Annotated in this window: 24 protein-coding genes; 11 read left to right on the top strand and 13 right to left on the bottom strand. The window is 68.5% G+C overall.

Features of this window, described 5'->3' with window-relative positions; translation table 11 throughout:
* Window positions 1-630 (top strand): 5,6-dimethylbenzimidazole synthase, encoded by a 630-nt coding sequence (gene bluB, locus HUN07_RS18555; RefSeq protein ID WP_174911768.1) that lies wholly within the window; start codon window positions 1-3, stop codon window positions 628-630.
* 17 nt (window positions 631-647) lie between these two features.
* Here bluB and HUN07_RS18550 read toward each other — a convergent pair whose 3' ends face one another.
* Window positions 648-2,147 (bottom strand): DEAD/DEAH box helicase, encoded by a 1,500-nt coding sequence (locus HUN07_RS18550; protein WP_254622591.1) that lies wholly within the window; start codon window positions 2,145-2,147, stop codon window positions 648-650.
* Here HUN07_RS18550 and HUN07_RS18545 point away from each other — a divergent pair.
* Window positions 2,110-2,322, top strand: a complete 213-nt coding sequence (locus tag HUN07_RS18545) for a hypothetical protein (protein ID WP_147283537.1) — start codon at window positions 2,110-2,112, stop codon at window positions 2,320-2,322. The two genes, HUN07_RS18550 and HUN07_RS18545, sit on opposite strands and share 38 nt — an antisense overlap.
* A 110-nt stretch (window positions 2,323-2,432) precedes the next feature.
* Here the strand turns inward: HUN07_RS18545 and HUN07_RS18540 are convergent, their stop codons facing one another.
* Genes HUN07_RS18540 through HUN07_RS18530 form a run of 3 tightly spaced genes read right to left on the bottom strand, consistent with a single transcriptional unit; the run spans window position 2,433 to window position 5,054 of the window.
* Window positions 2,433-2,846 (bottom strand): molybdenum cofactor biosynthesis protein MoaE, encoded by a 414-nt coding sequence (locus tag HUN07_RS18540; protein WP_174911765.1) that lies wholly within the window; start codon window positions 2,844-2,846, stop codon window positions 2,433-2,435.
* The gene (gene moaCB, locus HUN07_RS18535; RefSeq protein ID WP_174914857.1) at window positions 2,839-3,825 is read right to left on the bottom strand and encodes a bifunctional molybdenum cofactor biosynthesis protein MoaC/MoaB; all 987 of its coding nucleotides are present in this window, start codon (window positions 3,823-3,825) and stop codon (window positions 2,839-2,841) included. Before moaCB ends, HUN07_RS18540 begins: the two co-directional genes overlap by 8 nt.
* A gap of 14 nt (window positions 3,826-3,839) precedes the next feature.
* Window positions 3,840-5,054, bottom strand: coding sequence for a molybdopterin molybdotransferase MoeA (locus HUN07_RS18530; RefSeq protein WP_174911762.1), 1,215 nt, complete (start codon window positions 5,052-5,054; stop codon window positions 3,840-3,842).
* Between the two features lie 62 nt (window positions 5,055-5,116).
* Here HUN07_RS18530 and moaA point away from each other — a divergent pair, with 62 nt between their 5' ends.
* Together moaA and HUN07_RS18520 are read left to right on the top strand one after the other, a co-directional pair.
* Window positions 5,117-6,190 carry a GTP 3',8-cyclase MoaA gene (gene moaA, locus HUN07_RS18525; RefSeq protein ID WP_174911759.1) on the top strand — a complete coding sequence of 358 codons (1,074 nt, stop codon included), beginning with the start codon at window positions 5,117-5,119 and terminating at the stop codon, window positions 6,188-6,190.
* Complete coding sequence (locus HUN07_RS18520; protein ID WP_254622590.1) at window positions 6,183-6,452, top strand: MoaD/ThiS family protein; 270 nt, start codon at window positions 6,183-6,185, stop codon at window positions 6,450-6,452. The genes moaA and HUN07_RS18520 overlap by 8 nt, the downstream gene beginning before the upstream one ends.
* Window positions 6,453-6,461: 9 nt before the next feature.
* On the opposite strand, the gene HUN07_RS18515 is transcribed toward HUN07_RS18520, so the two are convergent.
* Both HUN07_RS18515 and nadE read right to left on the bottom strand, forming a co-directional pair.
* Window positions 6,462-7,229 carry an SDR family oxidoreductase gene (locus HUN07_RS18515; RefSeq protein WP_174911756.1) on the bottom strand — a complete coding sequence of 256 codons (768 nt, stop codon included), beginning with the start codon at window positions 7,227-7,229 and terminating at the stop codon, window positions 6,462-6,464.
* Window positions 7,230-7,252: 23 nt separating this feature from the next.
* Window positions 7,253-8,098 carry an ammonia-dependent NAD(+) synthetase gene (gene nadE / locus HUN07_RS18510; protein WP_174911753.1) on the bottom strand — a complete coding sequence of 282 codons (846 nt, stop codon included), beginning with the start codon at window positions 8,096-8,098 and terminating at the stop codon, window positions 7,253-7,255.
* Between the two features lie 108 nt (window positions 8,099-8,206).
* On the opposite strand from nadE, the gene HUN07_RS18505 reads away from it, so the two are divergent.
* Window positions 8,207-8,770, top strand: coding sequence for a nucleosidase (locus tag HUN07_RS18505; RefSeq protein ID WP_174911750.1), 564 nt, complete (start codon window positions 8,207-8,209; stop codon window positions 8,768-8,770).
* A gap of 15 nt (window positions 8,771-8,785) precedes the next feature.
* Here the strand turns inward: HUN07_RS18505 and HUN07_RS18500 are convergent, their stop codons facing one another.
* Both HUN07_RS18500 and HUN07_RS18495 read right to left on the bottom strand, forming a co-directional pair.
* A complete protein-coding gene (locus tag HUN07_RS18500; protein ID WP_174911747.1) occupies window positions 8,786-9,607 on the bottom strand; it encodes an META domain-containing protein in 822 nt (273 codons plus the stop codon).
* A gap of 9 nt (window positions 9,608-9,616) precedes the next feature.
* The gene (locus HUN07_RS18495; protein WP_174911744.1) at window positions 9,617-10,231 is read right to left on the bottom strand and encodes a TetR/AcrR family transcriptional regulator; all 615 of its coding nucleotides are present in this window, start codon (window positions 10,229-10,231) and stop codon (window positions 9,617-9,619) included.
* Between the two features lie 102 nt (window positions 10,232-10,333).
* Between HUN07_RS18495 and HUN07_RS18490 the strand changes: the two genes are divergently transcribed.
* Window positions 10,334-10,915, top strand: coding sequence for an NADPH-dependent FMN reductase (locus HUN07_RS18490; protein WP_174911742.1), 582 nt, complete (start codon window positions 10,334-10,336; stop codon window positions 10,913-10,915).
* A 73-nt stretch (window positions 10,916-10,988) separates the two neighbouring features.
* Here HUN07_RS18490 and HUN07_RS18485 read toward each other — a convergent pair whose 3' ends face one another.
* The gene (locus HUN07_RS18485) at window positions 10,989-11,879 is read right to left on the bottom strand and encodes a siderophore-interacting protein (RefSeq protein ID WP_174911739.1); all 891 of its coding nucleotides are present in this window, start codon (window positions 11,877-11,879) and stop codon (window positions 10,989-10,991) included.
* Window positions 11,880-12,444: 565 nt separating this feature from the next.
* On the opposite strand from HUN07_RS18485, the gene HUN07_RS18480 reads away from it, so the two are divergent.
* Genes HUN07_RS18480 through nrdF form a run of 4 tightly spaced genes read left to right on the top strand, consistent with a single transcriptional unit; the run spans window position 12,445 to window position 16,340 of the window.
* The gene (locus HUN07_RS18480) at window positions 12,445-12,678 is read left to right on the top strand and encodes a redoxin NrdH (protein WP_174911736.1); all 234 of its coding nucleotides are present in this window, start codon (window positions 12,445-12,447) and stop codon (window positions 12,676-12,678) included.
* A gap of 50 nt (window positions 12,679-12,728) precedes the next feature.
* Window positions 12,729-13,187: a class Ib ribonucleoside-diphosphate reductase assembly flavoprotein NrdI gene (gene nrdI / locus HUN07_RS18475; protein ID WP_114722556.1), complete on the top strand. Its 459-nt coding sequence runs from the start codon at window positions 12,729-12,731 to the stop codon at window positions 13,185-13,187.
* Window positions 13,145-15,331 carry a class 1b ribonucleoside-diphosphate reductase subunit alpha gene (nrdE, locus tag HUN07_RS18470; protein WP_114722555.1) on the top strand — a complete coding sequence of 729 codons (2,187 nt, stop codon included), beginning with the start codon at window positions 13,145-13,147 and terminating at the stop codon, window positions 15,329-15,331. Before nrdI ends, nrdE begins: the two co-directional genes overlap by 43 nt.
* Window positions 15,332-15,365: 34 nt before the next feature.
* Window positions 15,366-16,340: a class 1b ribonucleoside-diphosphate reductase subunit beta gene (gene nrdF / locus HUN07_RS18465; RefSeq protein ID WP_114722554.1), complete on the top strand. Its 975-nt coding sequence runs from the start codon at window positions 15,366-15,368 to the stop codon at window positions 16,338-16,340.
* A gap of 78 nt (window positions 16,341-16,418) precedes the next feature.
* On the opposite strand, the gene HUN07_RS18460 is transcribed toward nrdF, so the two are convergent.
* Complete coding sequence (locus HUN07_RS18460) at window positions 16,419-16,907, bottom strand: RDD family protein (RefSeq protein ID WP_174911734.1); 489 nt, start codon at window positions 16,905-16,907, stop codon at window positions 16,419-16,421.
* 144 nt (window positions 16,908-17,051) lie between these two features.
* Between HUN07_RS18460 and HUN07_RS18455 the strand changes: the two genes are divergently transcribed.
* Window positions 17,052-17,438: a VOC family protein gene (locus HUN07_RS18455; RefSeq protein ID WP_174911731.1), complete on the top strand. Its 387-nt coding sequence runs from the start codon at window positions 17,052-17,054 to the stop codon at window positions 17,436-17,438.
* Between the two features lie 15 nt (window positions 17,439-17,453).
* Here the strand turns inward: HUN07_RS18455 and HUN07_RS18450 are convergent, their stop codons facing one another.
* The 3 genes from HUN07_RS18450 to HUN07_RS18440 form a co-directional block, all read right to left on the bottom strand.
* Window positions 17,454-17,930 carry an NUDIX hydrolase gene (locus HUN07_RS18450; RefSeq protein ID WP_174911729.1) on the bottom strand — a complete coding sequence of 159 codons (477 nt, stop codon included), beginning with the start codon at window positions 17,928-17,930 and terminating at the stop codon, window positions 17,454-17,456.
* Between the two features lie 7 nt (window positions 17,931-17,937).
* Window positions 17,938-18,897 (bottom strand): ABC transporter substrate-binding protein, encoded by a 960-nt coding sequence (locus HUN07_RS18445; RefSeq protein ID WP_174914853.1) that lies wholly within the window; start codon window positions 18,895-18,897, stop codon window positions 17,938-17,940.
* A gap of 99 nt (window positions 18,898-18,996) precedes the next feature.
* The gene (locus tag HUN07_RS18440; protein ID WP_441346827.1) at window positions 18,997-19,962 is read right to left on the bottom strand and encodes an ABC transporter substrate-binding protein; all 966 of its coding nucleotides are present in this window, start codon (window positions 19,960-19,962) and stop codon (window positions 18,997-18,999) included.
* Window positions 19,963-20,002: the final 40 nt, after the last annotated feature.

The following is a 20,002-nucleotide window of genomic DNA, read 5'->3' as shown; positions in this document are numbered from 1 at the left end:
GTGACCGAATCTCTTGTTTCCGTATACGAAGCCATCCGCCGACGCCGTGACGTCCGCGCCGAGTTCAGCGGCGAGCTGATCCCCGACGAGACATTGCAACGGGTGCTCGGTGCGGCACACGCGGCACCGAGCGTCGGCAACACGCAGCCGTGGGACTTCATCGTCGTCCGCAACCCCGACACCCTCGCGACGTTCGCCGACCACGTCGCCGACCGTCGCCGTGCCTTCGCCGACTCGTTGCCCGAGGATCGCCGGAAGACGTTCGACCCCATCAAGATCGAGGGCATCCGCGAGAGCGGGACCGGCATCGTGGTCACCTACGATCCGTCGCGCGGTGGCCAGAACATCCTCGGCCGGCACACCATCGACGACACCGGCCTGTTCTCGGCGGTGCTGGCCATCCAGAACCTCTGGCTGGCCGCGGCCGCCGAGAACATCGGCGTCGGGTGGGTGTCGTTCTACGACGAGGAGTACCTCACCGAACTGTTGGACATCCCGGCCCCGGTCCGCCCCATCGCGTGGCTGTGCGTCGGCAAGGTGGACCAGTTCCAGGAGGTGCCCGATCTGGAGCGTTTCGGCTGGCGGACGCGTCGGGCACTGGCCGACGCGATCCACTGGGAACGCTTCTGATTCGTTCCTGAGGGGTGTCAGCCGCGGCGGCGGCGCGAGCCGCCGCCCTGCGACGCCTGACGGGTTCCGCCGCCCTGCGAGCCGGCGGAACCGGTGGCGCCCGTTCCGCTGCCGCCGCCCGGACGTCCGCCCGAGCGGCGGCGTCCACCACCGGTGGTGGCGGCGCCTTCCGCTCGCGGACCCCGGCTGTTTCGGCCCTGGCCGCCCTGACCGCCACGGCCCGGACGCTGTCCCTGCTGGCGGCGCGCGTCACCGGCCGGCTTGTCGGTCTTGGGGGCCGGCGGCACGTGCGGGGCCGGCTCGCCGACGAGACGGATCACGTGCTCGGAGTCGGCGGTCACCTGGACCGGGGTGACCTTGATCGATGCCTTGCGCATCAGCGCGGACAGATCCTTGCGCTGATCGGGCAGCACGATGGTGACGACGTCGCCGGCGCTGCCGGCGCGCGCGGTGCGACCCGAGCGGTGCAGGTACGCCTTGTGCTCGGCCGGCGGATCGACGTGGACCACGAGTTCGACCTCGTCGACGTGGACGCCGCGCGCCGCGACGTCGGTCGCCACCAGCACGCGGGCCGAGCCCTCCGAGAAGGCAGCGAGGTTGCGGTCGCGCGCGGCCTGGGAGAGGTTGCCGTGCAGGTCCACCGACGGGATGCCCGACTCGGTGAGCTGGCGGGCGAGCTTGCGGGCCTGGTGCTTGGTGCGCATGAACAAGATGCGCCGACCCTGACCGGACGCCAGCTTGTGGATCAGGGCCTTCTTGGCCTCGACGCCGGAGACGTCGTAGACGTGGTGGGTCATCGCCGCGACCGGCGAGTTCGCCTCGTCGACGGAGTGCAGGACCTCGTTCTGCAGGAACCGCTTGACCAGCTTGTCGACGCCGTTGTCGAGCGTCGCCGAGAACAGCAGTCGCTGGCCACCGGCCGGCGTCGCCGCGAGGATGCGGGTCACGCCGGGCAGGAAGCCGAGATCCGCCATGTGGTCGGCCTCGTCGAGGATCGTGATCTCGATGCCGTCGAGCTTGACGAAGCCCTGCTTCATCAGGTCCTCGAGGCGGCCCGGGCACGCGACGACGATGTCGACCCCGGCCTCGAGCGCCTTGACCTGGCGGTGCTGCGAGACACCGCCGAAGATGGTGGTGACGCGCAGACCGTGTGCGTCGGCGAGGGGTTCGAGTGTCGCGGTGATCTGCGTCGCAAGCTCGCGGGTGGGGGCGAGGACGAGGCCGCGGGGCTTGCCCGGGCGGCGCTTGCCGCCGGCGAGGCGGGCCGCGAGCGGGATGGAGAACGCGAGGGTCTTGCCGCTGCCGGTCTTGCCGCGGCCGAGGACGTCGCGGCCGGCGAGAGTGTCGGGGAGGGTGTCGACCTGGATGGGGAACGGCGCGGTGATGCCGCCGTTGGTCAGAGCGGTGACGATCGGGGCGGGGACGCCCAGGGACTCGAAGGAGGGAGTTGCCGATTCGTCGGACGGGGTGGTGATGCTGGTGGACAAGTTCGTCGGTGCCTTTCGGGCATTCGTCATGCACGCCTACGGCCGGGAGGTCCCGGTGCACGGCCTGCACAAGGTGGCGACATTGCCGGGAGGCAAGATCGATCGCCGCAAGAAATGCTTGTGCTGGTGCACTCGTCTGCACTCGTTGGCGGGCGTGGATGCCCTCTGGGCATTCGAGCACTCGCTCGGATCCGGCGCGAAGTGAAGCGTTCTACGACGCTGGACGCCTCGCAAGCGGACGTCCAGTACTCGCCACCATACCGGGTTCCGGTATCCGGGGCTGTGCGGGTCGGCCGATGGGCCGCTCCGACCGGGTCACAAACCCACCCATTCGGACGTGCCGGTCGCGAACCGCTGACGTTTCCAGATCGGCACCTCGGCCTTGATCCGCTCCACCAGTTCGGCGCACGCGGCGAAGGCCTCGGTGCGGTGCGGTGCGGCCACCGCAGCGACCAACGCCAGATCGCCGATGGTCAACTGCCCCACCCGATGTAGCGCCGCGACGGGCAGTCCGGTGCGCTCGGAGACCTGCTCGCAGCACTGGCGGAGGAACCGTCCGGCGTCCGGGTGGGCCTGGTACTCGAGCGCCGACACCGACCGGCCGCCGTCGTGGTCGCGGACGACACCTGTGAAAACCACCACAGCGCCGTGCTCCGGCCCGGCGACTGCGGCGTCGACGACCGCTGGATCGAGTGGTTCGGCGCAGATGCGCGCGAGCAGCTCACGCATCGTGTGCACCGCCCCCCGCGACCTGCGCCAACAGGTGATCGAGGACGGGGTCCAGCACCGACAGGCCGTCCTTTACCCCGCCCGGCGACCCCGGCAGGTTCACCACGACGGTGCGCCCGACCAACCCGGCGACGCCGCGGCTGAGCGACGCGTGCGGGGTCACCTCGGTGCCGCGCCGGCGCATGGCCTCCGCGAGGCCCGGCAGTTGCCGATCGAGGACGGCGAGCGTGGCCTCGGGTGTCGCGTCGGTGGGGGAGGCCCCGGTGCCGCCGGTGGTGATCACCAGCGCGGGGGCGTCGGAGAGTGCGTCGGCCAGGCCCGCCGCGATGTCGGCGTCGGCGTAGACCAGCGGGCCGCGGACAGTGTGGCCGCGGGTCTCGAGCCAGCCGACGATCGCCGGGCCCGTGGTGTCGGGTCGGGTACCCCGCGCGCCACCCGTGGACGCGACGAGGACGGTCGCGGAACCGGCCCGCACGTCGGTGACCGTGGCGGCGGCGGTCGGCGTCGCGTCGTCGCGCCGCCACTGCCCGCGCTTGCCGCCCTCCTTGGTCAGCAACCGGACGCCGTCGAGCGTCGCGGCCGGGTCGACGGCCTTGACCATGTCGTGCAGCGTCAGGCCGGCCACGGCGACCGCGGTGAGGGCCTCCATCTCGACCCCGGTGGGGCCCTTCGTCTTCGCGGTGGCCTCGATCGTGATCGAGGTGTCGGTGAACCCGAACTCGACCTTGACCGACGACAGTGCCAGCTGGTGACACAGCGGGATCAGCTCGGAGGTCTTCTTGGCGCCGGCGATGCCCGCGATCCGCGCGGTCGAGAGGACGTCGGCCTTCGGCATGTCGTCGGCGCGGACCAGCGCGACCACCTCCGGTGTGGTCACCAGTTCGCCGGCAGCGACGGCGATCCGGGTGGTGTCCGCCTTCGCGCTCACGTCCACCATCCGGGCCCGGCCCTCGCCGTCCAGATGGCTCAGCTCGCTCATGTTCTGTTCGCTCACTACAGGGGCCACACCTTCACTCGATCGCCCGCCGCCAGGGACGTGACGGCGGCGGGAACGTCTATCAGTACATCGGCCCACGCGAACGCCGCCACGAGGTGCGATCCGGGACCCGACACCACCTCGACCCCGGTGTCGGTGCGGCGGCCGCGCAGGAACTGGCGCTTGCCCGCGATCGACGTGACCGCGTGGCCGAGCACGGCATCCTCGGTCGGCACGGCGGGCAGTCCCACCGCGCGGCGAAGCAGCGGGCGCAGGAACACCTCGAACGAGACCATCGTGCTCACCGGGTTACCGGGGAACGTCAGGACCGGGATCTCGTCGACCAACGCCAGGCCCTGCGGTCCGCCGGGCTGCATCGCGACCGGACCGAACCGTGCGCCCAGTTCGGTGAGGACGTCCTTGACCACCTCGTAGTCGCCCATCGACACCCCGCCCGAGGTGATCACCAGTTCGGTGCGGGCAACCGCGCGGCGCAGCGCGGCACGGAAGGCGTCGGGCTCGTCGCTGCTGCGGTCCACCACCGCGACCTCGGCGCCGTTGGCCCGCAGGCTCGCGGACAGCGCGGCGCCGTTGGAGTCGTAGATCTGTCCCGGCGCGGGTGTGGTGCCGGCGTCCACCAGTTCCGCGCCGGTCGTGATCACCGCGACGCGGGGCCGGGTCCGCACCGCCACCGACCCGAGCCCGACCGCGGCCAGCACCCCGAGATGTCGCGGTTCGAGCAGCGTTCCGGCCGTCAGCAGCAGCATCCCGGTGCGCACGTCGCTGCCCCGCTCGCGGACGTAGTCGCCGCGGTCCCGGGGCCGACTGACGGTCACCTTTCCGTCGATCACCTCGGTGTCCTCCACCGGCACAACGGCATCCGCGCCATCGGGAATCACCGCCCCGGTCATGATCCGCACCGCGGTTCCCGGCACGTGCGGGGCAGGCTCGGCCGGGCCGGCGGCGACGGTGCCGACCACCGGGAGCGTCACCGGAACCGCCGCCACCGAGACGGCATCGACCGCGAATCCGTCCATCTGCGAATTGCGGAACAGTGGCAGATCGACGGGGGAGGTGATGTCGTACGACAGGACCCGGTCCAGCGCGTCGTCGAGGCGCACGGTCTCGGACGGTCGCGTCAGCAGCGGCGCGAGGAGTCGGCCCACCTCCGCGGCGTGTTCTTCGACGGATCTCGCAGTGCCGCGGTGCTCGTGCCCAGGACGCTGTGCCATGAGTGCCAATCCTAGGCATCTTCCCCGCACTCGGGCGGCGGTACAGCGGCATACTGGGGGGCATGAGCGCGGTACGAACGGGAACGGTGGTGGACGTCGGCATTCCTGCTGTGCGGACCGCGCCCGCGACGACCGGACGTCCCGACGTTCCCGAGTTGGTGGACAGTTTCGGGCGGATCGCGCGAGATCTGCGGGTCTCCATCACCGAGAAGTGCTCGCTGCGCTGCACGTACTGCATGCCGGCGGAGGGTCTGCCGGCGGTCCCGGCGCGGCAGCTGCTCACCGCCGACGAGATTGTCCGACTGGTCGGCGTCGCTGTGCACCGGCTGGGGGTACGGGAGGTCCGGTTCACCGGTGGAGAGCCGCTGATGCGCCGCGACCTCGAGACCATCGTCGCGGGTTGCGCCGCCGCGGTGCCCGGGATTCCCCTGTCGATGACGACCAATGCGGTGGGGCTCGAGCACCGCGCCGACGCCCTCGCCCGCGCCGGGCTCACGCGGATCAACGTCTCGCTCGACACGGTCGATCGGGCACACTTCGCGGAACTGACCCGCCGTGACCGACTGAGCTCGGTGCTCGCGGGGATCCGCGCCGCCCAGGACGCCGGACTCGCGCCACTGAAGATCAACGCGGTGTTGATGGCCGAAACCCTCGACGGGGCAGCCGATCTGCTGCAGTGGTGCCTCGACTCCGGATGCGCGCTGCGGTTCATCGAGCAGATGCCCCTCGATGCCGACCACGAATGGGCGCGGGAGAATATGGTGGACGCGCAGACCCTCCTCGCCGTCCTCGGCGAGCGCTTCGAGCTGCAGGAGGTGGGCCGCGAGGATCCGTCGGCGCCCGCGGAGGAGTGGCTCGTGAACGGGGGTCCGGCCACGGTCGGGATCATCGCTTCGGTGACCCGCTCGTTCTGCGGGGACTGCGATCGCACCCGGCTCACCGCGGAGGGGACCGTCCGGTCGTGCCTGTTCAGTGATCGCGAGGTGGACCTGCGGGACGCGCTGCGCTCCGGTGCCGACGACGAGGAACTCGCGCAGTTGTGGCGCGCGGCGATGTGGGACAAGTGGGCCGGTCACGGCATCAACGCGGCGGGATTCGTCCCCCCGCAACGCAGTATGGGAGCGATCGGTGGCTGACACACTCGGGGCGGTGCGCACGGTGGAGGTGCGGTACTTCGCGGCGGCGGCCGAGGCGGCCGACTGCACGACGGAGACGTTGTCGGTGCCTATGGACGCCGATCTCGCGGACCTGACGGCGGTACTCGTCGACCGCTACGGCGCCGGGATGGAGAAGATCCTGGGCGTCGCGGCGTACCTGGTCGATTCCGAGCTCACCCGCGACCCGTCGCGACCGGTCGGCGCGCAGGTCGACGTGCTGCCGCCGTTCGCGGGCGGATAGCTCTGCGGCTCACCGGCCGCGCAGCCATTCGGCGAAGGTGACGGTGCCGAACGTCTTGTCCGGCACCAGGTTCCAACCGTTCCTCCAGAAGGTGCCCATGTTGCCGGGCATGGGAAGGTTCGTGACCCGGCCGCGGGCGCCGGTGGCCGCCTTCCACGCGAGTGCCATCTCACGCATCGTCAGGACCTCGGGTCCGCCGATCGTCGTCGGGTCGTCGAACACCCGATCCGCGACGGCGGCGTCGACCAGCGCGCGGGCGATGTCGGCGGTGTCGATCGGCTGGAACCGGGTGCGGGTGAACGCGGGGATCAGCCCGACCTTCGACGCCGGCGCGCAGATCATCGGGACGAACTCGTGGAACTGCGTCGCGCGCACCACCTGCGTCGGCAGCGGTGAGTCGCTGTACAGCCGTTCCTGCTGTGTCTTGGCCCGGTAGTACGCGAACCTCCCGCGGTCGACATTGACGATCGAGAGCAGCACCGCGCGGGAGACGCCCGCCGACCGCGCGGCGGCGAGCAGGTTGGTCGCGCCGGTCGTGAACACCGCCCGGGTACTGCGGGTCTTGCCGTCGGTGGTGTCGATCACGACATCCACGCCGTCGAGGGCGGCCGCGAGTCCCTCACCGCTCACCAGATCCCCGGCGGCGTGCTCGAGACCGTTGCTCGGCGCCCCGCCGTGGCGGCTGAGCACCCGCACCGGCTCGCCGCGGCGCAGCAGTTCGGCGACCACGGACCGCCCGGCGACACCGGTGCCGCCCGCCACCAGAAATCTGGTCATGGATCCCCCTCGGTCGTGGACCGTCAGTCCTCGCGCCACCACGTGTCGAGCGGAGTCACCGGAACCGTCCGCTTGTGGCGGGTGTTGCGGTACATCCGCTCCAGCTTCTCGGCCACTTCGTCGGTGACGTCCCGGCCCTCGAGGAAGTCGTCGATCTGGTGGTAGGTGACCCCGAGCGCGACCTCGTCCGGCAGTGAAGGCCGGTCGTCCTCGAGGTCCGCGGTCGGCACCTTGCGCCACGTCGAGTCGGGGGCGCCGAGTTCGCGCAGCAGTGCCGCGCCCTGCCGCTTGGTGAGTCCCGTCAGCGGGGTGAGATCGACGCCGCCGTCGCCGAACTTGGTGAAGAACCCGGTGAGCGCCTCCGCGGCATGATCCGTACCCACCACCAGGTAGCCGAGCTCGCCCGCGACCGCGTACTGGATCATCATGCGCTCGCGCGCCTTGATGTTGCCGCGCACGAAGTCTCGCAGCAGCCCGCCGTCGCCCAGCAGTCCTCGCATGGCCTGTGAGGCCTCGGCGATGGTCGCGTCGGCACCCGGTTTGACGTTCACGGTCAGCGACCGGTCCGGTCCGATGAACTTCAGGGCCACCTGCGCGTCGTGTTCGTCGAACTGCGATCCGTACGGCAGGCGGACCGCGACGAACTCGGCGGTGTGGCCCTCGGCGCGCAGCTCCTCGACCGCCAACTGGGTCAGTCGGCCGGCGAGCGTGCTGTCCTGGCCGCCGCTGATTCCGAGCACGAAGCCCTTCGCCGGGGTGGACCGCAGGTAGTTCTTGACGAACTGCACACGGTTGCGGATCTGGGCTGCCGGATCGATCGTCGACTCGACGCCGAGTTCCTCGATGATCCGGGCGCGCGAAATTGCCATGGCAGAACTGTAGCGAGCACGGGTCGGGTGTGCAGCAACGCGAACCGGCACGGCAGGATGTGATTCCGCACGCCCACCGGCGTCGGCAGAGAAACTCGGGAGACCCTGATGAGCAGCACCGGCAGCACCGGCATCCTCGTGGTGAGCGCCACGGCAGGCGAGGCGGCGCACGTGCCGGACGGCCTCGACGTCGTCGTGACGGGCATCGGCAAGGTGGCCGCGGCGGTCGCGGTCACGCACGCACTCGCGAAATGCGATCCGGATCGGCTGCCGCTCGTGGTGAACATCGGTACCGCCGGCGCCCTGCATACCCATCACAGCGGCCTCTACCTGCCGTCGGCGGTCCTCAACCACGACATCAGCAGCGAGGTGCTGCGCTCGCTCGGTCACCCCGTGTGTGACGTCATCGAGGTCGAGGACGGCGACGGCTCGGTCCTCGCGACGGGGGATTCGTTCATCTCCGACGCCGAGATCCGCGATGCACTCGCCGCCCGGGCCGACCTGGTCGACATGGAGGGGTTCGCTGTCGCGTTCGCGTGCGCGCAGGTCGGTGCGCGTTGCCGACTGGTCAAGCACGTCAGCGATCAGGCCGACGACTCGGCGATGGACTGGCCGGCGCAGGTGGACGCGAGCGCGCGGGTGCTCGGGGAGTGGCTGCGCGAGACGCTTTGACGTAGGCGTGGTCGCCTACTGGCCGCGCAGTCCCAGGCCGGTGCTGTCGGCGCGCATCAGCTTCATGGTGTCGCCGTCGATCGTGTAGGTGACCTCGCCGTCGAGGACGTGCCGCACGGCCTGCTCCACCTCGGCGACGTCCGTCGGGCACGCCATCCTGGTGGTGGCCAGCGGACCGAACATGACGGTGCTCTCGCCGACCTGGGCGGGACCGTTGAAACGATTGCATCCGGTGGATCCGGTGGCCTGCCCGTTGTCGCCGATCGTCAACGTCGGTGCCGACGTCTCGAGGGCCGCCGACGTCGAGATCGCGTTCGGGCCGATCAGCGAGTCGACCACCCACGTCGTTCCGACGAGCGGGCGATCCGGATTCGCGGTCTTCTTGTCGGCGAGCGTGACGGTGGTTCCGGGAGACGAGAGCGTGAGGATGTCGCCGGTCAGCGTCCACGACGGTTGGGTGGCGAACAGGTCGGTCATCCACTTGTCGGCGCCCGCGAGGTCGCCCGGGCAGGCCATCATGGTGGTCGCGATCGGACCGGTCTTCACGACTCCGCCGGACAGGTCGACGCTGCTCACGCCGCGGTTGCAGCCCGCGCTCATCGCGATGTTCCCCTTCTCGGGGAAGGCGACCTCGAGCGGGCCGCCGCCGGGGATGGCTGTACCGGTGACGGCGACCGAGAGGTATGTGTGCCCCCACAGCGCGTCCTCGGGCGCAGCAGCGGCCGACGCCGACGTGCTCGCGGACGTCGTCCCGGCGTCCGCACTGTCGGTGCTGCTGCCACACGCGGTCAGCGTGGCTGCAGACAGGAGGGCGAGGACGACCAACGACGTGCGCATGACCACACCCTAGTCGGCGGGCGGCGCCGAACGGGTGATCCTGCGGGCCAGGTCTTCCCAGGCGTCGGCGATCCGTCTCTCCGACATTCCGAGGGTGCGGATCTGGTGCAGCACGAGGCTCGCCTCGAGCGGTGCCAGCAGGGCTGTGCCGAGAAGTTCGGTGTCCCCGTCGACGCCCGCGACGGTGAGGAGCGTCACGATGTGTCGCAGGCTCACGGCCCGGGCCGGACCGGCGAACCGGAACTCGGGGGAGTCCTCGGCGGCCCGCAGGATGTCTCCCTGGACGGCGACCATGTCGAGGCGTGCACGCCCGAACGCGACGAGGCGGACGATGGGGTCGGCGCCCGGGCCGAGCGGTGCGGGCCCGAACATGAAGGCGTGCTGCAGTTCGCGCTCGGTGTGGTCGAGCAGCGCGTTCATCAGGCCCGAGCGGCTGCCGAAGCGGCGGAAGACGGTGCCCTTGCCGACTCCGGCCGTGGCGGCGACGGCCTCCATCGTCACGGCGTCGACGCCTCGCTCGGCGACCAGTCGAGCGGCAGCGTCGAGGAGCAGTTTCCGATTGCGGGCGGCATCACATCGCTCGGGGATCTCGGCGTCCACCAGCGGAAGCAGCGGGCTGTTCACGTGAGCATCGTAGCCCAGGCGGGAATGCAAGTGGACCGCGGTCCGTTTGTGCTGCTATACATGTCCACGGCGTTATCGACCGGATCACCGAAGGAACTTCCCATGTCTCAGTCCCGCGTTCTCGTCCTCGTCGGCAGCCTCCGTGCCGGCTCCGTCAACCGTCAGGTCGCGGAGACCGCGGCAGCTGTCGCACCCGAGGGTGTCGAGCTCACCATCTACGAGGGTCTCGGCGACCTCCCCTTCTACAACGAGGACGTCGACGTCCCCGGTGCCACGATCCCCGGCGCCGATGAGCTGCGCGCGGCTGCGGCCGAGTCGGACGCCCTGCTCCTGGTCACCCCGGAGTACAACGGCACCATCCCCGCCGTCCTGAAGAACGGCATCGACTGGCTGTCGCGTCCGTACGGCACCGGCGCCGTCAAGGACAAGCCGGTCGCCGTGATCAGCGCGTCCCCGAGCCCCAACGCCGCCAAGTGGGCGCACGACGACACCCGCAAGGCTCTCGGCATCGCCGGCGGCAACGTGCTCGACGTCGAACTCTCCATCGGCGGCACCATCCAGAAGTTCGGCGACCAGCACCCGCGTGAGAACGCCGAGGTTGCGCAGCAGGTCGCCGGCGTCGTCGCCGCGCTGGTCGAGGCGTCCAAGGCGTCCAAGGCGTCCGAGGCCCTCGCGAACGCCTGACGTCCTTTTCGCCGAATGTCACATGCGTTCAGTTCGACTGAACGTATGTGACATTCGGCGTTTCAGGAAGTGCTCACAGCCCGGCCTGCTCCATCGCCGCGTCGACGGCGTCGCGGACCGAGTCGAAGTCGCCGCCCGCGGTCAGTGCCGCCAGCTTCGCCGCCTCGATCTGCTCGCGCGCCTGCTCGTACCGCGCGGTCCAGGCCTCCTTGTCGGCGCGCCAGTAGCCGATGACGTCGTACCGGTCGGACGGCCAGCCCAGGTCGTGCCGCACCCACCGGCGCACCTCGCGCGAGAGGCCTGCCTCACCGGCGAACCACACGTAGCCGGGGCCGTCGGGTGGGGTCCACGACCTCGCGGCGGCGGCGAGGGCACTGGGCCCGACGCCGTTGCCGGTGCCGTGCAGCCACGTGAACGTGACGTCGCCGGCGGTGTCGAGGCGTTGCGCGTCCGCGGCCGTCGTGACTTCCGCGATCACGTGGACGCGCGTGCCGGGCTCGAGGCCCTCGACGATGCGCACCACTGCGGGTAGCGCGGTCATGTCCGCGATCAGCAGCTGCCAGCGTGATTCGGTCGGCGGGCGGTACCAGCCGGACGCCGTCGTCACCCCGAGCACCTGCCCCGGGCGCGCCTGCAGGGCCCATCGAACGGCGGCGCCGCCGTCGTGCACGGCGAAGTCGATGTCCATCTCGTGGGTTGCGGCGTCCCAGCGGCGAACGGTGTAGCTGCGCATCTCGGGACTCTCCGTGCCGGGGAAGTCCCATCCGTCTCCGACGGGTTCCGGCGCGGGCGGGCGGTCCGTGTCGTCGGGCGGGAACACCACCAGGAGCCGCTCGTCGGGGTCGCCGCTCGAGGTGAAGCGGGTCAGGTCGCCGCCGGCGAGGGTGATCCGTTGCATGTTGGGCGTCACGCGAACTACCCGCGACACGGTCGCGAAGTAGTAGGGGCTCTCGTTCGACGGCACCTGATCACATTGGCACACCGCGGTGCGGCGACGGTGGAAGCCGCCTGCCAGTTACCGGCCAGTTATGCGTCGGGGGGTACGTCGCTCGGGGTGGTCGGCGCGACGTCCGGACCCCTCCGTCCCGACCCTGGGGCCGGCATCCGCACCGGCGCTCCCGACGTTTGCGCGAGTGGGGCGGCGAGGGGTTGTGAGTGTGTCCGTGAACACACGTCGACGGTGCTTGTGACGGCACCGCCGGCGCGTCTTCGGCGTGTCCGCGGCGTGTCGCGTCGGGGGCGTGTCCGAGACGGTTCGGAGGTGACCGAAATCACCGACGCAAACGTGATCTGCGACACGCCGAAAGTGGGTCTCGGCGCGCCGCCGGGAGGGGGTCAACCTGCGAATATCAACCGTGTCACTCACAAGATCTCGGGTTGTGCGTTTCTGTCGGCCACTAGGTGTAGTGTCTACACAGCCGAGGGGCACAACGGGAACGAAACGGATCCCGGGTCGGAAAACCGGCTCTTTTCCTCGGCATGCAGAGCACGCATCCGTAGCTCGTCAGGCCGTGGAAAGAGGGACCATCATGAGCATCACCGTCTACACCAAGCCCGCCTGCGTTCAGTGCAATGCCACCTACCGCGCCCTCGACAAGGCCGGTCTCGAATACGACATCGTCGACATCTCCGAGAGCCCCGAGGCGCGCGACTACGTGATGGCCCTCGGATACCTCCAGGCCCCCGTCGTGGTGGCCGGTGACGACCACTGGTCGGGCTTCCGACCCGATCGCATCAAGACCCTCACCGCAAACGCTGCTTGAAGCGTCGCGGGGCCGGTCGAATCTCAGCTCGAGTAAGAGGGTGAACACCGATGGCATCGCTGGTGTACTTCTCCAGCGTGTCGGAGAACACACACCGATTCGTCCAGCGGCTCGGTGTCCCCGCCGCGCGCATCCCGCTCCATGACCGTGAAGGCGCGTTCGGAGTCGACGAGCCCTACGTCCTGATCCTCCCCACCTATGGGGGCGGCACGACGGCGATGGGGCGCGACACGAGTTACGTGCCCAAGCAGGTCATCCGATTCTTGAACAACAAGCACAATCGCTCGCTCATCCGCGGGGTGATTGCTGCCGGCAACACGAACTTCGGCGAGTCGTACTGCTTCGCCGGGAACGTGATCTCTCAGAAGTGTCAGGTGCCGTACCTGTACCGCTTCGAACTAATGGGAACACCAGAGGATGTCATCGCCGTGCGCGAGGGCCTCGAACAATTCATGGAGAGTGAACAGTGGCACCGACCATCACAGATTCAGCCCCGGCTGGGAGTGTAGAGCGCGCTGCGGCACGACCCGACGCGTCGGCGGGGGAGCTGGACTACCACGCGCTCAACGCGATGCTGAACCTGTACGGACCGAACGGTGAGATCCAGTTCGACAAGGACCGCGAGGCGGCTAACCAGTACTTCCTCCAGCACGTCAACCAGAACACGGTCTTCTTCCACAACCTGGACGAGAAGCTGGACTACCTGGTCAAGGAGAACTACTACGAGCCCGAGGTGCTCGACCAGTACTCCCGCGAGTTCGTGAAGTCGTTGATCGACCGTGCGTACGCGAAGAAGTTCCGCTTCCCGACGTTCCTCGGTGCCTTCAAGTACTACACCTCTTACACCCTCAAGACGTTCGACGGTAAGCGCTACCTCGAGCGTTTCGAGGACCGCGTCTGCATGGTTGCGCTCACGCTCGCCGCGGGCGACGAGACGCTCGCGACCGAGCTGGTCGACGAGATCATCGCCGGTCGCTTCCAGCCGGCCACCCCGACGTTCCTCAACTCCGGCAAGAAGCAGCGCGGCGAGCCCGTGTCGTGCTTCCTGCTGCGCATCGAGGACAACATGGAGTCGATCGGTCGTTCGATCAACTCGGCCCTGCAGCTGTCCAAGCGCGGCGGCGGAGTTGCGTTGCTGCTCAGTAACGTTCGAGAGCACGGCGCCCCGATCAAGAAGATCGAGAACCAGAGCTCCGGCGTCATCCCGATCATGAAGCTGCTCGAGGACTCGTTCTCGTACGCCAACCAGCTCGGTGCGCGTCAGGGCGCCGGCGCGGTGTACCTGCACGCCCACCATCCGGACATCTACCGGTTCCTCGACACCAAGCGTGAGAACGCGGACGAGAAGATCCGCATCAAGACGCTGTCGCTGGGCGTCGTGATCCCGGACATCACGTTCGAGCTCGCGAAGAAGAACGAGGACATGTACCTGTTCTCGCCGTACGATGTCGAGCGCATCTACGGTGTGCCGTTCGCGGACATCAACGTCAGCGAGAAGTACCACGAGATGGTCGACGACAAGCGGATCCGCAAGTCGAAGATCAAGGCGCGTGAGTTCTTCCAGACCCTCGCCGAGCTGCAGTTCGAGTCGGGCTACCCGTACATCATGTTCGAGGACACGGTGAACCGGGCGAACCCGATCGAGGGCAAGATCACGCACTCCAACCTGTGCTCGGAGATCCTGCAGGTCTCGACGCCGTCGACGTTCAACGACGACCTGTCCTACAGCCATGTCGGCAAGGACATTTCGTGCAACCTCGGCTCGCTGAACATCGCCAAGACGATGGACTCGCCGGACTTCGCGAAGACGATCGAGACGTCGATCCGCGCGCTGACCGCCGTCTCGGATCAGACCCACATCTACTCGGTGCCGTCGATCGAGCAGGGCAACAACGACTCTCACGCGATCGGCCTGGGGCAGATGAACCTGCACGGCTACCTCGCTCGCGAACGGATCCACTACGGCTCCGAAGAGGGCGTCGACTTCACGAACATCTACTTCTACACGGTCGTGTTCCACGCGGTCCGTGCGTCGAACGAGATCGCGAAGGAACGCGGCACCCACTTCAAGGGCTTCCCGCAGTCCAAGTACGCGTCGGGTGAGTACTTCGACAAGTACACCGACCAGGTGTGGGAGCCCGCCACTGAGCGGGTGCGTGCGCTGTTCGCGGACGCCGGCGTGCACATCCCGACGCAGGACGACTGGCGTGAGCTCAAGGCGTCGGTGCAGAAGTACGGCATCTACAACCAGAACCTGCAGGCCGTCCCGCCGACCGGCTCGATCTCGTACATCAACAACTCCACCAGCTCGATCCACCCGGTGGCCGCGAAGATCGAGATCCGCAAGGAAGGCAAGATCGGTCGCGTCTACTACCCGGCGCCGTACCTGACGAACGACAACCTGGAGTACTACCAGGACGCGTACGAGATCGGGTACGAGAAGATCATCGACACCTACGCCGCGGCCACGCAGCACGTCGACCAGGGCCTGTCGCTGACGCTGTTCTTCAAGGACACCGCCAGCACGCGTGACGTCAACCGCGCGCAGATCTACGCGTGGCGCAAGGGCATCAAGACGCTGTACTACATCCGCCTGCGTCAGATGGCACTCGAGGGCACCGAGGTCGAGGGTTGCGTCTCGTGCATGCTGTGACCGTAGTGAAGAGCTTGAACGAAGTGAGGGAATCGTGAGCGAGAAGATCAAGCTGGTCAGTCGCGTGTCGGCGATCAACTGGAATCGCGTGCCCGACGACAAGGACGCCGAGGTGTGGGATCGCCTCACCGGCAACTTCTGGCTGCCGGAGAAGGTGCCGGTGTCCAACGACATCCAGTCGTGGGCCACTCTCACGCCGAACGAGCAGCAGCTCACGATGCGCGTGTTCACCGGCCTGACGCTGCTCGACACCATCCAGGGCACCGTCGGTGCCGTGAGCCTGATCCCCGATGCGGTCACCCCGCACGAGGAGGCCGTGCTCACCAACATCGCGTTCATGGAGTCGGTGCACGCGAAGAGCTACTCGCAGATCTTCTCGACCCTGTGCACCACGCGCGAGATCGACGACGCGTTCCGCTGGTCGGAGGAGAACCCGAACCTGCAGCGCAAGGCGCAGATCGTCCTCGACTACTACCGCGGTGACGACCCGCTCAAGCGCAAGGTCGCCTCGACGCTGCTCGAGAGCTTCCTGTTCTACTCGGGCTTCTACCTGCCGATGTACTGGTCCTCGCGGGCCAAGCTCACCAACACGGCCGACATGATCCGCCTCATCATCCGTGACGAGGCCGTGCACGGCTACTACATCGGCTACAAGTACCAGCGCGGACTCGAGCAGCTGACCCAGGCCGAGAAGGACGATCTCAAGAACTACACGTTCGAGCTGCTGTTCGAGCTGTACGACAATGAGGTCGAGTACACGCAGGACCTGTACGACGAGGTCGGGCTCACCGAGGACGTCAAGAAGTTCCTGCGCTACAACGCCAACAAGGCGCTGATGAACCTCGGTTACGAGGGCCTGTTCCCGAAGGACGAGACGGACGTCAACCCGGCGATCCTGTCGGCGCTCTCGCCCAACGCGGACGAGAACCACGACTTCTTCTCGGGCTCCGGTTCGAGCTACGTCATCGGCAAGGCTGTCAACACCGAGGACGAGGACTGGGACTTCTAGCCCACCCGCACCACTTCGGCCGAATGTCACACCGGTTCAGTTGGACTGAACCGGTGTGACATTCGGCCGTCGGTGTTTTCAGGGAAGGGTGACGTCCCTGCGGCGGACGACGGCCGGCGAGTCGTCGTAGTCGCCCAACCACGTGCTGTCCGTGAAGGTGCCGACGACGTCGAACGCCCCGATCAGCCACCACTTCAGCAGGTAGCCGGTGGTCGGCCACTGCCCGTCGGACGGGCGGATGACACACACGCCGGCCAGTGCCTTGCCGACGGTCGTGTGGAAGATCCGTTGGGCCACGACGCGCTGCAGGAGTGACGCGAGGATCCATCCGATCGGGAGCGCGAGCGGTGCCCAATCCGACACTGCCGGAATATCGAGGCACACGATCATTCCGACGACGCCGACTGCGATGTGCAGGACGAGGTCGATGACGAAGGCGATCGCCTGACGCAGTTGGCGCGGCGACGGATACCGCGGGTCGTCCGACTCGCCGTGCTTGTCCGGAAGTTCCGTCGGCACCGGTGTCGTTCCCGGGGGCCTGGTTGCGTCGAACCCTGATGTGGTCACCGCAGAAGAGTGACGGACGCTGCCGCGAAAGGCAATGGCGAGGGCCAGGTTTCGTTCGGACCGTTGTCGCGGAGGTGAGCCGCGCCTAGTGTCGAGGTTGTAGGACCGAGCCGACGATGCCCGACGACGATCTAGGAGACGGTAATGAGTGGTCGAGTAGTGCATTTCGAGGTACCGTTCGACGACGGTGACCGGGCACGAAGTTTCTACAAGGTGGCATTCGGCTGGAACGTCACCGAGATGCCCGAGCTCGAGTACACCGGCGTGTCCACCGGGCCGGTCGAGGATTCGGGGATGCCGAACGAACCCGGGTACATCGGTGGCGGCATGTTCCGGCGCGCGGACCAGGATCCCCAGGGGCCGGTGATCACGATCGACGTCCCCGACATCGATGCCGCGCTCGCGAAGATCGAGTCGCTCGGTGGCGCGACGGTCTCGGCGAAGCAGCCCGTCGGCGAGATGGGCTTCGCCGCCTACTTCCGGGACACCGAGGGCAACGTCATGGGGTTGTGGGAGACCGCGAAAGGCTGAGGGGGAGTGACGCACTCACTCGCGGACGAACCAGGCCCGCGGGTCGTCGCCGAGCGCCTTCTCGATCCGCATCCGTGACGACTCGGTCAGGTCGGCGGGGAGGCCGTCGGGCGAGAACCAACGCACGTCGAGGTTCTCCTCGTCCGCGACGCGCGCCTCACCCGACACGGCGCGCACGAGGAAGCACACGTCGAGATAGCTGGCGATGTCGCCGTTGGGATACGTGACGGGGCCGGCGGTGTCGACGCTGGTGACACGCACCAGTTCCGCGTCCACCCCGGTTTCCTCGCGGATCTCCCGCAGGACGGCGGCGCCGGGTTTCTCGCCGGGTTCGAGGATGCCGGAGACGACGGCCCACCGGCCGTTGTCGGACCGCTGGGTGAGCAGGAGGCGACCGTCGTCGTCGATCACGACGGCGCTGACGCCCGACAGGAACAGCGGGGCGTGACCGACGTGTTCACGTAGGGCCGCAACGAATTCGGGGACCGGCATCGTCGGCCTAGCTGACGTACTCGTTGAGGCTGCGCTGCAGGTCGGTGACGACCGCCCGTGCTGCGACGAGGCCGTTGCCGTCGTTCCAGATCGCGTCGTCGACGGCGAAGACGCGCTTGTCGGTCACGGCACCGAGTTCGTGCCAGTCGTCGGACTCCATGACCGACGTTCCGTGTTCGAGCCCGCCCGGTCCGTCGAAGCTGACATAGATCAGATCGCCCTCCGCGTCGCCGAGATCGTCGATGTCCTTGGACGCCACGTCGAGTCGCTGATACGCCGGTCGCTGTACGCCGGTGTCGGCCAGGACCTGACCCGAGAAGCTGCCCGGCCCCTCGATCGCCAAGGAATCCGAACCGAACCGGACCACCGACGCCTGCGTCTGCCGGGCGTTGATCTCGGCCCCGACTCGGGCGGCATCCGCGGTGTAGGCGTCGAGAGCCTGCTGCGCGGAGATGCCGCGACCCAGCGCCTTCCCTGATGCGAGGAAGCGGTCCTTCCACTGCACCGGGTCGGCGCCGACGAACACGGTGGGTGCCACCGCCCGAAGGCGGTCGGCGAGTGCCGGATCGGCCGGTTCGGAGCCCAGGATCAGGTCGGGGGCGGCCGCCGCGATCAGGCCGACGTCGGGGGAGCCGGCCGGTCCGACGCTCGGCAGCGCCGAGACCCCGGCACCGAGGTACGACGGCTGCGGGGTTCCGGCGTCGGACGTCGCGGCACCCACGACGCGCTGCCACAGTCCCAGTGCGCATACCGAATCCATTGCGGCGCTGTCGAGTACGACGATGCGCTGCGGATCCGGGGCCCCGGGGTCGGCCGGGGTGGCCGGCGCACACGCGGCGTGGGTGTCGCGTTCGATGCCCACGACACCCGCGCCGGCGATCTTCGTCGTGGTCCGCACGATCGTGCTCGCGTCGTCGTCCGGCGTATTGCTGCAGCCGGCGAGTCCCACCAGCGTCGCGGCCGCCATCGCGGCCACGGCGGTTCGACGGACGGTGCGGACGGGCTGGGAACTGGACAATGCGACGACTTCCTGTTCGACGAGCTCGGCGGGTGCGGCCGACTCAGGTTAGCCGTTGTGCGGATCCACCCCGAATGCCTGCGCGAGGTCGTAGAGGATCTTGTGCGCGCCCTGGATGCTGACCGGCGTCATCCACATCGCGTCGTCGACCTCCACGATGCGGCCCTTCAGCGTCCCCCACAGTGGGTTCTGCAGGAAGGCCTCCGCCGCCTTCATCGACTTGCCCTCGGGATCCTCGTACGTCGCGACGAAGACGACGTCGGCGTCGGCCTCGTTGATCCGCTCGGGGCTGATCGAGTTCATGATGCTGCCGGCGTCGGCCGGGTCCGGGCCCTGGCTGTCCGGCCGGGCCAGTCCGGCGTCGGCGAGGACGATGCCGCTGAACGACGTCGTCCGGTAGAGGCGGGCGGTCGGCTCGCCGGCAAAGCGCACGACGGAGACGTCGGGGTTGTCCGCCTTGGCGTTGATCTCGTTGCCGATCGCCTTCGCCCGGGCCTCGTATTCGCCGATCTTCTGCTCGGCCAGATCCTCCTTGCCGAGAGCCTTCGCGACGAGGCGGATGTTGTCCTTCCACGTGGGGCCGGTCGACTGGGAGAACACCGTCGGGGCGAGGGCGGAGAGCGCCTCGTAGTTCTTTCCGTCGCGGACCTCGGCGGAGAGGATCAGGTCCGGCTGCAGCTGCGCGACCTTCTCGAGGCTCGCGTTGGACACCTTGCCGACCGAGGTGGCGTCGGCGGCGTACTTGTCGCGCGCGTCGCCGAGGTAGTCGGGCAGGCCCTGTCCGCGGTAGTCGACGTAGCCGACGAGAGGGGACTCGAGCAGCAGGACGGCGTCCGCGTAGCTGTTGTCGAGCGTGACGATCCGCTGCGGCTGGGCGTCGATGTCGGTCGCGCCGCGGAAGTGCTGGACGGTCCGCGGGAACTCGTCGGTCGCGGACGCCGTTGTATCGGCGGTGCTCCCGCTGGACGAGCAACCGGTGAGGGCGAGGCTGACGGCCACGCCGACTGCGGCCAGGGACGTGAGGGTGCGGCGTCGGGTCTGTGTGTGCACGGGT

It is taken from the genome of Rhodococcus sp. W8901, assembly GCF_013348805.1.
Lineage (GTDB): Bacteria > Actinomycetota > Actinomycetes > Mycobacteriales > Mycobacteriaceae > Prescottella.
The sequence above is the reverse complement of the archived record's forward strand: the minus strand, read 5'-3'. Positions and strand labels throughout refer to the sequence as shown.

What these genes read in the sequence shown, in the direction of transcription:
- HUN07_RS18550 (WP_254622591.1), bottom strand. Translation starts at nt 2,147, where the DNA reads ATGACGAATGCCCGAAAGGCACCGACGAACTTGTCCACCAGCATCACC.
- HUN07_RS18540 (WP_174911765.1), bottom strand. Translation starts at nt 2,846, where the DNA reads ATGCGTGAGCTGCTCGCGCGCATCTGCGCCGAACCACTCGATCCAGCG.
- moaCB (WP_174914857.1), bottom strand. Translation starts at nt 3,825, where the DNA reads ATGAGCGAGCTGAGCCATCTGGACGGCGAGGGCCGGGCCCGGATGGTG.
- HUN07_RS18530 (WP_174911762.1), bottom strand. Translation starts at nt 5,054, where the DNA reads ATGGCACAGCGTCCTGGGCACGAGCACCGCGGCACTGCGAGATCCGTC.
- moaA (WP_174911759.1), top strand. Translation starts at nt 5,117, where the DNA reads ATGAGCGCGGTACGAACGGGAACGGTGGTGGACGTCGGCATTCCTGCT.
- HUN07_RS18515 (WP_174911756.1), bottom strand. Translation starts at nt 7,229, where the DNA reads ATGACCAGATTTCTGGTGGCGGGCGGCACCGGTGTCGCCGGGCGGTCC.
- nadE (WP_174911753.1), bottom strand. Translation starts at nt 8,098, where the DNA reads ATGGCAATTTCGCGCGCCCGGATCATCGAGGAACTCGGCGTCGAGTCG.
- HUN07_RS18505 (WP_174911750.1), top strand. Translation starts at nt 8,207, where the DNA reads ATGAGCAGCACCGGCAGCACCGGCATCCTCGTGGTGAGCGCCACGGCA.
- HUN07_RS18500 (WP_174911747.1), bottom strand. Translation starts at nt 9,607, where the DNA reads ATGCGCACGTCGTTGGTCGTCCTCGCCCTCCTGTCTGCAGCCACGCTG.
- HUN07_RS18490 (WP_174911742.1), top strand. Translation starts at nt 10,334, where the DNA reads ATGTCTCAGTCCCGCGTTCTCGTCCTCGTCGGCAGCCTCCGTGCCGGC.
- HUN07_RS18480 (WP_174911736.1), top strand. Translation starts at nt 12,445, where the DNA reads ATGAGCATCACCGTCTACACCAAGCCCGCCTGCGTTCAGTGCAATGCC.
- nrdI (WP_114722556.1), top strand. Translation starts at nt 12,729, where the DNA reads ATGGCATCGCTGGTGTACTTCTCCAGCGTGTCGGAGAACACACACCGA.
- HUN07_RS18455 (WP_174911731.1), top strand. Translation starts at nt 17,052, where the DNA reads ATGAGTGGTCGAGTAGTGCATTTCGAGGTACCGTTCGACGACGGTGAC.
- HUN07_RS18450 (WP_174911729.1), bottom strand. Translation starts at nt 17,930, where the DNA reads ATGCCGGTCCCCGAATTCGTTGCGGCCCTACGTGAACACGTCGGTCAC.
- HUN07_RS18445 (WP_174914853.1), bottom strand. Translation starts at nt 18,897, where the DNA reads ATGGCGGCCGCGACGCTGGTGGGACTCGCCGGCTGCAGCAATACGCCG.